Here is a 14,119-nt window from a genome sequence, read left to right as displayed (position 1 = left end):
TTAATAATTAAAATTGATTATTTTTTGATAATTAAAGGTGGATATTGAGTAGTTTCTTCCATCAAATATTTAGCAAGAAAACGAGCTTGAATTTCAAAAGATTCTTGATAAGTACATTGTTTATTTAAGACAGGATGTTTGAATTTTGATTGTTTTTTTTCTTCATAAGCTCTCAAAAATATTTGCAGTCCTTCTTTAGTTAAAGAAACTGCATTACTGAGGGGTTCAGTGATAAAATCTTGAGGGCTTAATTTTTGATTATTAATCACATTTAAAACCACTGCATCGGTAATAATTGGTCTAAATTCTTCCATTAAATCTAAGGCTAAAGCTGGTCGTCCATAATGGGCTACATGAAGATAGCCTAAATAGGGATCAAAACCAACAATATTGACAGCACTTTGAATATCATGTCTTAATAAAGCGTAGCCTAAACTTAGTAAAGAGTTGACTGGATCAGTTGGTGGACGGCGATTTCGAGTATTAAAACTAAACTCATTATTTTTAATTAGAAGGTTAAAACAACTAAAATAAATAGCACTTCCTGCTCCTTCTAATCCTCTTAAAGAATCGACATTATTTTTTCGATCTAAACTATCGATAATATCTTGAATTTGCTCAATACTTTTTTCTAGTTTTTCATAATAATCTTGTCTATTTCTTAATTGAATAGAATTACGATAATTTTTTAATTTTCCTCTAATAAAGCCTCTGACAATATGGAGTGCTTTTTCTGAGTTATCTTCTACATTCCATTGAGCTTTTCTGACGAAGATATTTTTAGTTAATTCTGGTTCTAATCGTCCTAAATATTTGCCATTGTTAGTTAAAAAACTCATAGGAATTTTTCTTTCTAATAATTCAGCAACTAAGGCAGGTGAAAAGTTCGATCGACCTAAGATAACTAAACCATCAACTTTAATAAAAGGCACGTCTAAAATTTGTTTTTTGTCGGCTTTGACGTGGATTCTTTCGTCAGTTTTACCGATAAAAGCATCATCTTTTGTAATGTAAATAGTTCCCATTTTTTTAGTGTATTGTGAATGTTTGTAGTTACCCATTTTAGGGTTTTTTTATTTTGATTTAATCGCTTTAGCCGATTTTAGCTATTAGCTTTGTCAATTTATTGCAAAGCGAGTTATATTAACTTTATCAGCGTGCTAGGCGATTTATCGATGAAAACCTTTATCTCGCAAAGAAATAAATTTCATTGCTAATAGCTCAACTCTACTAAAGTGAGTTAAATTTTTCCGAAAAATCAGGTTTTTACATATTAATTATTAGTAAAAAACTTGAAAATTTTATACCTCTAGTGAGTTTTAGGAATTAACATTGAACCTATTTTTCTTCCTGATAACGATTGATTTTATCCCTCGCCGTCGGCATACAAGCTGAGTTAAGACTACAACCTTTACATTTTTTGCTGTATTCTGCTTTGGGTGTCTTACCTGTGTTGATAATCTCTTGAATGGCTTTGATGGTTTCGATCGCACTCTGCCGTAAACTAGAGTTAATGTCAACTTCTTGTCTTTGATGGGTTTGAGCGTAATATACATAACCAGTGTGAACATTAGTACCAGTCATTTCTTCTAAACAAAGAGCTTGAGCGACAACTTGTAATTCATCATTAAGCCATTCGCCTTTTTTGCCTCGCTTGTATTCCACAGGGTAAAAAGTGCCATTTTCTGCTTCAATTAAGTCTGCTTTACCTATTAATTTATACTGTTCAGATTTGAGATAAATTGCTCTAATTTGCCATGTTTCTCCTAAGTTTAAATCCCCTACGGTATGGACTCGATCGTGTAAAGTTGTGCCGTCTATGGTATATTGATTATCGGTAAATTCTGAGGCACAAAACATCCGCCAAAATCGATGAGGACAATAGGCATAATGGTTTAGTGAAGCAATAGAAATAAAGTCATTTTCCATAGGTAATAATTAATGATATAATTTGAGAAAATTGAGGTAATTTTTATGGGTTTAGTTTTCAGTGAAATTCAGTTAAGAAATCCCATTTATATAAAATAGACTTTGAAAATTATCTATTTTCTGAGATAGGTTAAAAGAATATAATTTTTAAACATGATATAGGATTGCTAAAGTATTAATTAAGTCTTTTAATAATGCCAAATCCCATAGTAGTTTTTCTGCCAAATCCACTATAAAAACTATAGTCTGCCAAGGCGTTAATTTGTTTAATTTTTATGGCTTCTATTTCTCCTAAAATTTTATAATTAATAGTACCGATACAACCGATAAATTTACTTTTATTGTCCATAATTATCTCTGTTTTTATCTCAAAATAAGATGGATATAATTCCTCAAAGTTAAGATTATTAAAAGGGATATTACTATATTTTTCCCACTTCCTTAATAAGCTATTAAATACCAATTCAGCAGTAGGTAAAGATACATCATATTTCCCTTGTCTAAATGCTGTCGGAGTATATATTTTTAAGTTGATATTTCTTTGTATTTCCGAAGCTCGATCGAACAATTCTTGATAACTCATAGCATTCGCCCAAGGGTGACTATCTGGGGTAACTAAAATACTGGTAATCAGCAATTCTCCACTACCTAAATGATAAGGTTTTTCTGGTCGTAAATTGAGCCATAATTTTGTTAATTGACTAAATAAAGTATCATCTAATAAAGTAATTCTCCACCAACAATTACTAGCTTTTTTAATAGTTTTTTGTTGTTGCCATTGCAAAAATTTATCTTGAGTTTTATTACTATGAATAACTTGTAAAGAAGACACCGTAAAACTTTTATTTGCTTCCGATTTATGGAAATATTCAGCTAATTGTGGATTGACGGCATTAACTAAGGTAAAAAATAAGCCGTGTAGATGTTTTCCAGATGTATAACCAACGGGAATATCGGAAATAGGGGTAAAATTTATAACTAAACTGTGAGGCATAATTAGTGAATAGGGTATAATGTATAGTGAATAGTTATTGCAATGAGGCTATTCTGTCATTGCGAGGCACGAAGCAATCTCAATTACCTTTATTTAACGTTTTGGTGACATTTTAGGTAGTGCTTCTCCATCAATTAATTCATAAGTATAGTCATCATTAGGTAAAGCTAAAAATTCAGCTAAAGTTAAAGATTTTTTAAGTAAACTTGTCATATTTTTACTCCATAATTATTTAAGATAATGCTTGAACTAAAATACGCATTAAAGGCTCTAAATCATCGGGTACTCTGTATAAATCTAATCCCTGTTCGATGTGTTTTTGTTGTCGATTTAAACGCCCAAATTGCCAAATATTGCCCGTCGTTATCGCACCTATTAATACTTCTTGATCTCCCATTTTTTCCCATTGATCTAAAGCAATTAATTGAGAAGTAAGTTGAGTAAAACCATAGTCTAAATCTCCTTTTTTAGCTTCAATTACTAATAGTTCTTTTTCAATTAGATAATCAAAATAACCCTGTAATTGCTCATTTACTTTTACTAAATACTCGATTCTCACTTCTGATTTTGTATAGTGAATCAAATCAAAAATAATAGGAGAAATTAACATTTCTCTCCTTGCAGTTTCACTATTGAGAGAGACATAGGGTAAAACTTCTTTTATTCTTTCTTTTGTCTCCTTAATTCGATTTAATTCTCCTTGAAATTGTGGTAAATTAAGTTGATTTCGAGAAAAATTGTAACCAAATTCTTCAGCTAAATCTCTAACATCAATTTTCATATCAAAGTATTTGCTAAAGGTGTAAGATTGAGTTCGATCGATTATTTTCATAGTTATTTTTTTAGATTATTCAAAGCGATAATTCATATTTACTGGTATATTAATTAACTGTTTAGAGTTTTCATTAAGACTGATTTGATAATAATCCCCTCTCATGGTTACATTTTTTATTAAACTCACAGGAGGCATATTAATCACATCATAGGAAATTAGTTGATTAGTAAACATTACATCTAAAGGATTCAGTGGATAAGTACAAGTAAAATTAGTATTTTTTCTTATTTTATACTCTAATTTTTTAATCTTGATTTCTGCTTTACTCATCCATTTTCCTAAACGAATAAATTTTGGTATTTTCCATTGCCAAATATTAGATATATTATCTTTTTTTAAAGAATTTTTACTGATAATAAAACACTCAAATTTACTTTCTGGACTAATTTCTTTATTTCTGCCAAAACTAGGAATGTTTTTTTGGGTTTTTTCCATCTTGACATGATAGTTATTGTTAGCATATTTCCATGTATTTAAAACAGAATTATGATTAATAGTTCTCGCAGGAGTGATATAAATTCCTTGTTCATTTAAACGAGTTAAATGTTGTTTATATTTAGGGATTTGTTCTTGGCAAAAATAGTTATAAGAATCTTCATCATTAACTGTTGTCTGATACTTTTCACTGTCAACAAATCCCAAAGCATAGCAAAGGCTATAATTGTGCAAAATAGCTTCTGTTTCATATAATCTTCCTATTTCACGGGTGGCATAGTAAAGATTATCATGGAGTTCAATTTCACATTGATAAATATTTGTCATAATTGTTATGTTTTATTTTTTCCCTCAAAATTTCCAGTATCAATAAATATTTTGGTGCGTTACGACTTTTTTCTAAAATTTAAAGTTTATTTTTATAAGTTATGTCTAACGCACCCTACTTTATTTATTTTTTAGCTGATTTTTTCTTATCGTCTTGTTTGCCTTTGATATGTTTTTTAGCGTATGCTTTAGCTTCATCATCAGCTTTTTTTAAGACGGCTTTTAGTTGTTCTTCATTGCTAGTAATTGTTTTAATTTCTGCTAATAATTCTTGAAAAGAATCACCGATAAAATCTGTGTGAACAATAAATTCATCTCTCATTAAAGTTTCGATCGAACCTTGAGCGTGTTGAATAACATCATCTTCATTTAAAGGATCAATATCATTCAATTTATTATCATTTTTCAAAGTATCATAAATGGCTTGTGTCCAACGTAAATTACTAAAGATTTCACCATCACCAAATATTACCCCAATTAACTCATTTCTGACTTTACCTGTGCGAGTCGTTTGCGCCCCATAATGACGAGTTCTTAAGATATTATTAAAAACATATAAAAAACTCGCTTCTGTGGGGTCTTTTAAAGTAATAATACTAGGGAAAAATATTTGTGGTTTAATATGATCTTGTTGATTAATACGACTTGTTACTTCCCCCGGTTTACTTCCTTCTTCTCCTTTCGATGTCATTGTGCCGTTTTCATAGGGGGCATTAAGAGTAAAGGTTTCATGGGATTCGTCAAAAGAAGTGATAGAAAAAGCAGTGTCAACTACAACTTTTGATTTCTCTGAACCAGAATCACCTATAGCAAATCCATAGATAATAGAATCAGGGTTATCCATAGCAAATTTAACGTTATATTCGCATTCTTCTGCTGTCATAAAACCATAATTGCGCATCAATTCACGCCCCATTAAACGCTCAGGAGATGATTGTTTACGCTTAAACATGGCAAGGCGAGTAATAGGAGTTTTATCTTCAATACCTGCACTAACTCTGGCTTTATTTAATTCTTCATCAGTTTGAAATAAAGGATAAGATTCTGTGATTCGGATAGTAAGAAAATGAACGTATTTTCCCATGGGTTTATAGGGAATTTCGGTGTGAAAATTTTTAGGTTCGATCGATTTTAAAAAAGACATAATTGATACTCCTTAATGTGTAATTGGTTAATAAAAAAGGGTTAAATAATTTAGATTAATGCTTGAATTAAAATTCGCATTAGTGGTTCTAAATTATCAGGAACAACATATAAATTCAAATCTTGTTCTATGATTTTATGTGAACGGTTTAAACAACCAAATTGCCAAATATTACCGGTAGTAACAGCACCTAATAATATTTTTTGCTCACCAGTTTTTTCCCATTTGTCTAAGGCAATTAATTCCGCCGTAAGTTGAGTAAAACCATTAACTAAATCTTCATTTTTAGCTTCAATAACAATAAAATTATTTTTGCTATAAATTAAATAATCTAAACTACCCTGTAACTGTTCAGAAACTTTCAAAGAATATTCTATTCTTAATTGAGCATTGGTATAATGAACTAACTCCGTCATTACACGAGAAATTAAAATTTCCCTTCGAGAAAGTTCACTGCTTAAACTAACATAAGGTAAAATTTCTTCAATACGATCTTTTAATTCTTGAAGACGATCTAATTCTCCTTTATATTGAGATAAATCAAGTTTTTTGCGCTGAAAAGAAAATCCAAATTCTGCAACAAATTCATCAGTTTCCGCTTTGAGTTCAAAAATTTTACTGAAGGTATAAGATTGATCTTTTTGGATTATCGTCATAATAAAAACTCCTGAATATTGTTTATTTGTCGTTTAGGAAATAGATGAAGATGATTGATATTTGTTAATTAGTTCAAGAATAGTTGGCACTAATTCTGTAGGAACTTGCATTAAGGTTTGTTGGGATGAGACAGTTTCATCTTCGGCTACTGCTTCATCTTCACTTTGGTTTTCATAATAATTGATGAGCTTTTTTACTCGTTGTTCATTCCATCCTGGCGGAAATTTATTTTTGCTCATGGTTATTTTCTCCTTTTACGTTTACGATAAGCATTTAAAGGTTTACCTGTTAATTGATAGGCGGTGATAATAAAGGCACTATCCGATTCGGTTCGGGAACATAAATAATTTTTAAATAACGACCTGATTGAGTTTGTCCGATCGCAACTCGTGATCCATCTCTACCTGGTCGATCTTCTCCTAAGTTATAGAAAACTTCTTCTATTTCCTTTTCAAGAACATCATGGTTATAGATATGAGGTAAATCCGTTTCAGGATCAATGTAAAATCTGAGATTCATAAATTAAATAACTAACCTAATTATTCCTCCTCTGAATTATCATCAGTTTTGATTAATCCTTGAGCTTTTTTTTCTTGAAATTCTTTATCATTTTCTAGGCGATAAAGAAACTCACAAGTATCTCGAATAATGTTTAATTGTCGTCCTGCTAAACGAGATCGATCGCCCTTAAATGCCCCCATAAAAACCTCCTTAACAAAGTAATTTGCAAAGTCTAAAATTGCCTGTCTTTCTTCATCTTTTTTGGCAATTATCCAACGCCCTTCAGCAGTAGATGAATGTACTCTTTCCATTAATTTAAAAATTCTCGCCCCCACTTGATAAATTAAGGCTTCTTCATTTTCTGAGATAGCTTTATCGACAGTTAAAATAACATCGGCGGCTTCATCAATGGGTTTAAGAATTGCATTAGCTTTAATAGGATTTCCTTTACTAGATTTAGCTCGATAAAATTGACGATATAGTAAGGTTAAATTAAGGGGATGATTGAGGGGTGATTGGGAATTAGTCATAAATTTTTCCTCATTAAAATTAATAGTAATATAAGGGTCAAAACAGGGGTAAAAATGATAAGCATAGAGCTTAATTTTCTTAATTCCTGCTGTGTCTAATTTTTGTTTACGAACCCATTTATTGAGATAGGAAAAAACCATTAAAGGAGTGGTTTCTAAATCCCTTGTAAGTTCTGTTAACTTACCCCAATTTGGGTCATAACCAGTTTTAGTTTGTTTGGCATTAACATCAAGATGAATAGCATAGGAAGCCGTGAGAATATTTAAAGGAGAAGCATAATTTTTATTATTTTCTTCCCAACCTTCTAATATATAATCGAGACGAAATCTATCTCTTTTTACTAAACTTTTAATGCTAATGGGTGGACTATCTAAAAAGACAGTTTCATCAAATTCCGTACCATCAATAAAGGGTGGAATTGGTGACTCTGAAACGGCAACTTTTACATCTAAAATCATGGGAAAAGCAAAACCTAACCATGTTGGCATAATCCATGATTCTGTATCCGTTACTTTTTTATCTTTACCTTTTTTTTCTGGTGGTAAAGCAATGAAATAAAACGTTAGTGGCTGACTTTCAGGATAAGATAATTTGAAAGTTTTATCTATAATTTTAGATTCCTGATTATCTAAATGAAAAATGTCCACAGTTTGATAATTTTCTAAACTAAAATCTGCTTGTAAATCTTTACTAATAAAATGATTACGAATGCCAGTATCAAAACGAGTTTGTCTGATATTATCATAAGCCTTATGTAAAAATATATTAGTTTCAGGAGTACAATAATAAGTGGGATAAAAGTAAAGATAACGATATTTTGCTTCTTCAAAATTTTTGCCAATAGCTTGAGTTTGACTCATTAAAATTTGCCTTAGCATCATTTCTAATCCTGCGATACTAGATATATTTCTAGTGGCATTAGAACCTCCTAACATTTGTTTATTAGTATAAACTTGGGGCATGAATAAAACTGCTGATTCTCTTTGTTCTGTCACTGTATAAGCTGAATGAGAAATAGAACAAATTTGTTGTCTGCCTCGTCCTTGTTTTTTTGCTAATTGATAGTTATTTAACTCCTCTAAAAATTTATGATTAATTATATTTTTTTGCTCTTTTTCAGGTAACATTATTACTTGTGAAACCCATGATTTTAAGTCTTGCCAACCATCATCAATATTGTATTGTTTTATGACAGGTTTAATTATAGTTTTTAAATATTCAATTAATTCTAAACAAGGGTTTATAATGTCTTCTATTCCTTGATTCTTTTCTAAATATTTAACAGCTAAATAATACCATTCATAAGGAACACCTCCTGTATTTCCTTTTAAGTTTTTATCTTTAAGTTTTTGGTTAATATTTTGAATACTATTAATCGCAGGTAAATGCTCAGATAAGTGCCAAAATTCAGCAATTTTTTGAATTAATATTTCGGAGGTTAACTCAAGAGGTAGGAGTGTTAATAAATCTTGATTTTTTTTCTTTTGAGCTTTATTATCTTTAATTAATTCTGTGATTTTTTCTACTTTTGTTCCCCAAATTTTACGAGTTACAGTATCTCCAAATTCTGCAATTCGATCGATCCTAATATCATCAGCAAATTGAAAGTTATAATAACCAGGTAAAATTTCTTGTTGCTGAAATTTAACTAAATTTTCACTACGACTAGCGGAAACAGGCGGTTTTTTGTCGTTAAGAATCTTAATAGTGGCTTCGAGGGCAACTTCCATTAGACTAATATCATCAAAAAATAGCTCATAATAATCGGGATATTTAATACCTTTACCATCACGGTTAAATCCTGTTTGACGTTTTTTTAGCTCATCCCGACAAAGAGATTTAATCTTATCAACGACTAATATAGGAATATCATCTTTATTGACATTCGGTGCATGGCGATCGCACAAATAAACTACTCCTGTGGGTAAATAAAGTAAAGGATAATAGTATTTTTGTTCGTCTGTATTGAGATTAATATGGGCATCAATTAAAGCATTATTTAGGATATTGGTTAAAACCCCTCTATTTTCAGCAATACTATGATAGGAAAGTTTTAACTGTCTGTTACTAAGTCGCCCGACTAAATCATTAAGACTGGGTTGTAATGCGTCTTGGGGATGTTTTATGATTGACGCAAAACGATCGGCTAAACAGGATAAATAGGCGAGGGAGTTTAATTTATCTCCTGTTAATTTGGGCGTTAAATCACTATGACAAGATAAATTCCAGTTAGTGTCATAACGAGTTTGAGTATTATAAGCAATGAATAAAATATCGTCTAAATATTCTAAGTAGCCGTCTGGATTTTCGGGATCGATAAGTCGATCGAGATTAAGATATTTAATGATAACGGTAATAATCTCTCGATGTTGAGCAACAGATAAACCTCTAATTTTACTTTCATCTTTTTGCAAGTCGATATATTTTTGAGGCATTTCGGGGAAGCGACTATAATCAAATTTTTCAAAGTCATGGAGAATAAAACCTGCGGTGGATAATCGTCTTTCTTTTTCTTTGATGACTCGTCTAACGGTTGTATCTAATTTTTGCAATTCTTTTTGAATCAAATTAGCGGGAAATAAGCCATTTAAAAGATGAGTATTGAGAGATTGATCACCTAATGCCCTTTTACTTTTAATTCCTTCGGCTAACTTCTTCTCAATCCATTTTCCGCCTTTGGCAGTCACACCGATGGCAACTTTTAATAAATTGGGTAAGACATATTCGGCAAAGTCTGCCATGACTACATCATCAGGATTTTGTTTGATAATCGCTTCTTGTAAGAGTTTAAGGGTAATTAATTCTCTTTTTGGCGGTGCAATGGTATGGTCATTTTCCCAGTCATCACCTAAATTAAAGTCATCATCATCATAGTCATAATCTTCAAATTCATCATAATTCATTAATTCTTCCTTTTGACTGTGATTAGTGTATAAATTAAGTTCTAGTTGATTAGATTCTGAGTTAGGATTTTTGCTTTTTTTAGCCATAATTTTAGATTACGAAATTTATTGTTTTATTTAGAACAGAAGAGAGAAAAGATAAAGTAATTAATACTCTTCAATTTGTCGTGTTTTGTTGATTAGTGACTTCACCAGCCATATTTAGGGGCAAAGACTACCTATATCTATACTTAACGGCGCAAACTATCAGTAATTTTCTCTCTCCTTAATCAAGATTCTGAACTACGAATTAAGAACAGAATCTGAAAAATCAATTTAACTTTGCTTCATGACCATTTGATACATGAAAGTATTGTGAGCGACTTTGATTGTTTTAATTTTGTAATCTTCTTTGCGAAGTTTATGAATTATATCTCCAAATCTATAACTAATTTGAGCTAATTCATGTGCATTATGAAGAAATCCATCTGACAAAAGATTAAAAACTTGTTGTTTTTTGCTCATTTTTGTTCTCCTTCTGTTTATATTGAGTGAAGTTTATTATTTAACATTAACCCACTAAAAACTAAATTATCAAGGGGATCGCTCAAATATTTTTAGTAAATTATAAATTTAGACTTATTTAACCACTTTAATATTTTGTTCCCAACTAATGATAAAATAAGTAAGAGATAATGTTTGTAGTAAATTAGCTCAACTGTTTCTAAATACCTATGAGGGATTGAAACAAATAAGTCTAAACTTATGGGCGTAAACTTTATCGTCTTCTCATTAATACCTATTAGGGATTGAAACTCTAACAAATCCATGATTCACCTCCTTTACTTTTTAAACGATATGCTAAAGTATCGAGAAGTAACGCAGATTGCCCAAAAGCGATCGAATAAGGGGGTTTTTCATCTCTGCCGACTTCATCAATAGGATAGATTTCAAAGTGCATGGGTAATTGTAAACGTCTTTTAACCTCCGACATGGGATAAGGCACAACATAGCTAACCAATCCTTGTATTTTCAGTCGTTTATTAATCTCATTAATCCAACGGTTGTCGGGTTGATAAACTTCAATACCTGATAAAACCGTTACTTTCCAAGAATCTGCGATCGCTTTTAACTCATCACCATAGGTAAATTTCCAATTTAATCTTTCCTCTCGATAACCATTTAACTTCATAAAACCTAAACAGTGACGAAAACGCCCTTTAGGAATAGGTATATTAGTGTTAGCTTTAGTTTGCTCGAAAATTCGCTTAAATTCAGCTTCGGTTATCGGTTCGATGTCTAAATTGCTTAAAATACTAGGTAAATTATAGGTTTTAAATCGATCGCACTCTTGAACTTCTGTTAAGTCATATAAACCACATTGAAGGACGCTTGAACCTCGAAAACTACTGGCAGATTCTATGATAGGATTTCCTTTTTTACCTGATAATTGTTGCCATTCTTCACCCCATTTTCTCATACAAAAAGCAGTTTTTTTAAGACTAAGATTAAATACTGTTTCACAATCTTTTTTAAATGCGTCTTTACTACCTGCAAATTGTTGTTCAATGGTTTTATGTCCTAATCCAGATTTACCACTAAGCATTACCGATAAAACTCCGCCCCAACGTTGATAATATCCTTCAAAGTTATTAATTTTGCGATAATTATTTCTAATTTGATTGTGAAAAAAAGGTCGATCGTAAATCCCATTTTGCTCTAAATTTTTATCTTGTTCATTGAATAGTCTTTCTACTAAAAAATTAGGAGTTAAAGTATAAGCTGTAAAATTGTCAAAATTAATTGTTTTCCCTTCTTTTTCATAACTTTTATGTCTAGCTAATCTACCTAATCTTTGAATAAAACTTCCGGCATCTGCCGATTCAAAAATCAGAAAGTTAATTTTAAAATCCACCCCAACATCGATCGTGCTAGTACCAATAACTAAATCAGCTTCTAAAGATTTTTCCTTGTCTGTTTTACCCGTTAAACTGGTATTTTCTTGAACTTTTAAAGGAGATAAAAATTCTTGTAATAAAGGTGTTAAACGTTTAACAGAAGCGATAGAATTAAGAATAATTGCTCCTTTACATCCTTGATGTTTTTGAAAGTGAGATAAAATGATATTTTTATTTTCTTTAAGCCAATTTTCAGACGCATGATAAGCAGATTCTAAAGAAATAAAATTTAAAGATATTTCACCCACAACTTTACGCCATTTATTTGCTTCTAATTCTTGGCATTTTTCGAGAGTATCAGGAAATTGATATTTTTGTTCTTGATAAGGATCAATTACCTTACAATTAAACCCTACTTTTTGCAATCTTTCAATTATTTGGGTTTCTGGAGTTGCCGAAAGAAAAAGATATTTTTTATCTCGATTAGTGTGACGTACTAATAACATGGTATTGATAATATTAGCGATTTGTGGAGCATTAAAGATATGAAATTCATCGAAAACAAAAAACTTGAATTTAGTATCAAGAGGACTCCATAATTTATCAGGACGATCTTTGGGCATTAAATAAGCCCCTTTTCTGAGATAATGTAGAATGTCGGGATTAGTTTGGATGATTTCTGACTCTTGAATTTTAGTTGCGATCGCCTCTTCTTTTCTGATGTCTTCGGTTTCAGCATAAATTTCTAAATCTGCACCACTTAAACGAGTGATACGGGGTTCGTTATTAGGTTGAAATAAATCAATATAATGATTAATTTGTGCCTGTTGATCTCTGGCTAATTCATTAGTAGGATACAAAGCTAAAATATAACAAAATTGATCGTTTTTCTCTCCTTGTAAAGTGTCTAAATAAGCGGCTAAACTTTTACCATCTCCTGTCATTGCTATATTAAAAATAACATCAATATTAGGATTATTGAGGGCTTTAAAAGTTTCTAATTGATGCCAAGATAGTGACCAATTTTTAGGTAAATTAATATCTTGATAAATATCATCCGCAGGAGCTGAATAAACAGGTTTTAATTTGATGTTATACATTATTTTCTAAAGTGTCTAAATAATTTAAAATTTGTCTTTGATATAAAGGATAATCTCTCAAGGTTTCTTTAATAGCAGAATGTACAAAAGTTGGTTCAATTATTTCGTAAAGATGCACTAATAAATTACGCATTTTTCCTGACTTTTTTAACTTCAATGCTAAGTCATCATCAAGGATTTTTAATTGGGCTAATTTAATGAAAGTTTCTGCATTTTCTTCGGGTTGTTTAATCAGTAATGACTTGAATAAATAACGGTTTACATCTAGGGCAACTTCTATTGTTAATTGTAGTAAACGCTCGATCGCCCTTTGGATTAAATCATCTGCTAAAAAGTCATCTAAAGAGATATTTTCATAGACTTCTAACTGTTCTAAATAAGAAGTTTGAAACTCAAATTTACGGATAATTATACTAGAGTCAATTTTTCTCATACTCCTCTTTTCGTTAAAAATTTTTCAACTTTATTTCTCATTAAATTTCTTGCAAGTTTAATGTCTTTTTCAGTTTTTAATTTCTGTTGTTTAAAATCCTCAAATTCTCCTTTATTTTTTTCATATATCAAAACACCATCACGAGCAATATAATGAGCGATAAAATCAGAACAAACATTCAAATCCACAATGTCGATACGATCGGTTTTAAGCTCAAAAATATCATTCAAATCAACGGAGTAAGCAAACCAACCAGATGCTTTATTTTTCATAGTTTTTTCAACTATTTCTCTGTCATAGGAAATAGCAAAATCCCAATCACTTCGATCGTGAATATCACCCCTTGCCCTTGAGCCAAATAGAATTATCATCTTTATATAAGGCATTTTTTCGGGTATTTGTTGCGATAATTTTTGCAGTTTTTCAATATCATTATTTTGATTATTCATGAGA

At 30.8% G+C, this 14,119-nt stretch carries 14 protein-coding genes; all 14 read right to left on the bottom strand.

Going from position 1 to position 14,119, the window contains the following annotated elements:
• Window positions 1-17: 17 nt before the first annotated feature.
• Window positions 18-1,025: a type I-D CRISPR-associated endonuclease Cas1d gene (cas1d, locus tag ACN4EE_RS01275; RefSeq protein WP_431704582.1), complete on the bottom strand. Its 1,008-nt coding sequence runs from the start codon at window positions 1,023-1,025 to the stop codon at window positions 18-20.
• A gap of 313 nt (window positions 1,026-1,338) precedes the next feature.
• Window positions 1,339-1,929 carry a CRISPR-associated protein Cas4 gene (gene cas4, locus ACN4EE_RS01270; RefSeq protein WP_431704581.1) on the bottom strand — a complete coding sequence of 197 codons (591 nt, stop codon included), beginning with the start codon at window positions 1,927-1,929 and terminating at the stop codon, window positions 1,339-1,341.
• Window positions 1,930-2,104: 175 nt separating this feature from the next.
• The gene (cas6, locus tag ACN4EE_RS01265) at window positions 2,105-2,923 is read right to left on the bottom strand and encodes a CRISPR-associated endoribonuclease Cas6 (RefSeq protein ID WP_431704580.1); all 819 of its coding nucleotides are present in this window, start codon (window positions 2,921-2,923) and stop codon (window positions 2,105-2,107) included.
• A gap of 232 nt (window positions 2,924-3,155) precedes the next feature.
• A complete protein-coding gene (locus ACN4EE_RS01260) occupies window positions 3,156-3,755 on the bottom strand; it encodes a hypothetical protein (protein ID WP_431704579.1) in 600 nt (199 codons plus the stop codon).
• A 15-nt stretch (window positions 3,756-3,770) separates the two neighbouring features.
• Complete coding sequence (gene cas5d, locus ACN4EE_RS01255) at window positions 3,771-4,520, bottom strand: type I-D CRISPR-associated protein Cas5/Csc1 (protein ID WP_431704578.1); 750 nt, start codon at window positions 4,518-4,520, stop codon at window positions 3,771-3,773.
• A 124-nt stretch (window positions 4,521-4,644) separates the two neighbouring features.
• On the bottom strand, window positions 4,645-5,664 hold the full coding sequence (gene cas7d, locus ACN4EE_RS01250; RefSeq protein WP_431704577.1) for a type I-D CRISPR-associated protein Cas7/Csc2: 1,020 nt from the start codon (window positions 5,662-5,664) through the stop codon (window positions 4,645-4,647).
• Window positions 5,665-5,714: 50 nt separating this feature from the next.
• On the bottom strand, window positions 5,715-6,320 hold the full coding sequence (locus ACN4EE_RS01245; RefSeq protein ID WP_431704576.1) for a hypothetical protein: 606 nt from the start codon (window positions 6,318-6,320) through the stop codon (window positions 5,715-5,717).
• Between the two features lie 33 nt (window positions 6,321-6,353).
• Window positions 6,354-6,560, bottom strand: a complete 207-nt coding sequence (locus ACN4EE_RS01240) for a hypothetical protein (RefSeq protein WP_431704575.1) — start codon at window positions 6,558-6,560, stop codon at window positions 6,354-6,356.
• 49 nt (window positions 6,561-6,609) lie between these two features.
• Window positions 6,610-6,840, bottom strand: a complete 231-nt coding sequence (locus ACN4EE_RS01235) for a hypothetical protein (RefSeq protein WP_431704574.1) — start codon at window positions 6,838-6,840, stop codon at window positions 6,610-6,612.
• Between the two features lie 20 nt (window positions 6,841-6,860).
• Window positions 6,861-10,343: a type I-D CRISPR-associated protein Cas10d/Csc3 gene (gene cas10d, locus ACN4EE_RS01230; protein WP_431704573.1), complete on the bottom strand. Its 3,483-nt coding sequence runs from the start codon at window positions 10,341-10,343 to the stop codon at window positions 6,861-6,863.
• A gap of 228 nt (window positions 10,344-10,571) precedes the next feature.
• Entirely contained in the window at window positions 10,572-10,760 is a 189-nt protein-coding gene (locus ACN4EE_RS01225; protein ID WP_431704572.1) for a hypothetical protein, read from the bottom strand.
• A 292-nt stretch (window positions 10,761-11,052) separates the two neighbouring features.
• On the bottom strand, window positions 11,053-13,233 hold the full coding sequence (gene cas3, locus ACN4EE_RS01220; protein WP_431704571.1) for a type I-D CRISPR-associated helicase Cas3': 2,181 nt from the start codon (window positions 13,231-13,233) through the stop codon (window positions 11,053-11,055).
• On the bottom strand, window positions 13,226-13,666 hold the full coding sequence (gene hepT / locus ACN4EE_RS01215) for a type VII toxin-antitoxin system HepT family RNase toxin (protein WP_431704570.1): 441 nt from the start codon (window positions 13,664-13,666) through the stop codon (window positions 13,226-13,228). The genes cas3 and hepT overlap by 8 nt, the downstream gene beginning before the upstream one ends.
• Window positions 13,663-14,115 (bottom strand): type VII toxin-antitoxin system MntA family adenylyltransferase antitoxin, encoded by a 453-nt coding sequence (gene mntA / locus ACN4EE_RS01210; protein ID WP_431704569.1) that lies wholly within the window; start codon window positions 14,113-14,115, stop codon window positions 13,663-13,665. The genes hepT and mntA overlap by 4 nt, the downstream gene beginning before the upstream one ends.
• Between the last annotated feature and the right edge of the window lie 4 nt (window positions 14,116-14,119).

It is taken from the genome of Geminocystis sp. CENA526, assembly GCF_050753365.1.
In the GTDB taxonomy this organism is placed as follows: domain Bacteria; phylum Cyanobacteriota; class Cyanobacteriia; order Cyanobacteriales; family Cyanobacteriaceae; genus Geminocystis.
The sequence above is the reverse complement of the archived record's forward strand: the minus strand, read 5'-3'. Positions and strand labels throughout refer to the sequence as shown.

Coding starts and splice junctions, on each gene's coding strand:
- cas1d (WP_431704582.1), bottom strand. CDS start 1,025: ATGGGAACTATTTACATTACAAAAGATGATGCTTTTATCGGTAAAACT.
- cas4 (WP_431704581.1), bottom strand. CDS start 1,929: ATGGAAAATGACTTTATTTCTATTGCTTCACTAAACCATTATGCCTAT.
- cas6 (WP_431704580.1), bottom strand. CDS start 2,923: ATGCCTCACAGTTTAGTTATAAATTTTACCCCTATTTCCGATATTCCC.
- ACN4EE_RS01260 (WP_431704579.1), bottom strand. CDS start 3,755: ATGAAAATAATCGATCGAACTCAATCTTACACCTTTAGCAAATACTTT.
- cas5d (WP_431704578.1), bottom strand. CDS start 4,520: ATGACAAATATTTATCAATGTGAAATTGAACTCCATGATAATCTTTAC.
- cas7d (WP_431704577.1), bottom strand. CDS start 5,664: ATGTCTTTTTTAAAATCGATCGAACCTAAAAATTTTCACACCGAAATT.
- ACN4EE_RS01245 (WP_431704576.1), bottom strand. CDS start 6,320: ATGACGATAATCCAAAAAGATCAATCTTATACCTTCAGTAAAATTTTT.
- ACN4EE_RS01240 (WP_431704575.1), bottom strand. CDS start 6,560: ATGAGCAAAAATAAATTTCCGCCAGGATGGAATGAACAACGAGTAAAA.
- ACN4EE_RS01235 (WP_431704574.1), bottom strand. CDS start 6,840: ATGAATCTCAGATTTTACATTGATCCTGAAACGGATTTACCTCATATC.
- cas10d (WP_431704573.1), bottom strand. CDS start 10,343: ATGGCTAAAAAAAGCAAAAATCCTAACTCAGAATCTAATCAACTAGAA.
- ACN4EE_RS01225 (WP_431704572.1), bottom strand. CDS start 10,760: ATGAGCAAAAAACAACAAGTTTTTAATCTTTTGTCAGATGGATTTCTT.
- cas3 (WP_431704571.1), bottom strand. CDS start 13,233: ATGTATAACATCAAATTAAAACCTGTTTATTCAGCTCCTGCGGATGAT.
- hepT (WP_431704570.1), bottom strand. CDS start 13,666: ATGAGAAAAATTGACTCTAGTATAATTATCCGTAAATTTGAGTTTCAA.
- mntA (WP_431704569.1), bottom strand. CDS start 14,115: ATGAATAATCAAAATAATGATATTGAAAAACTGCAAAAATTATCGCAA.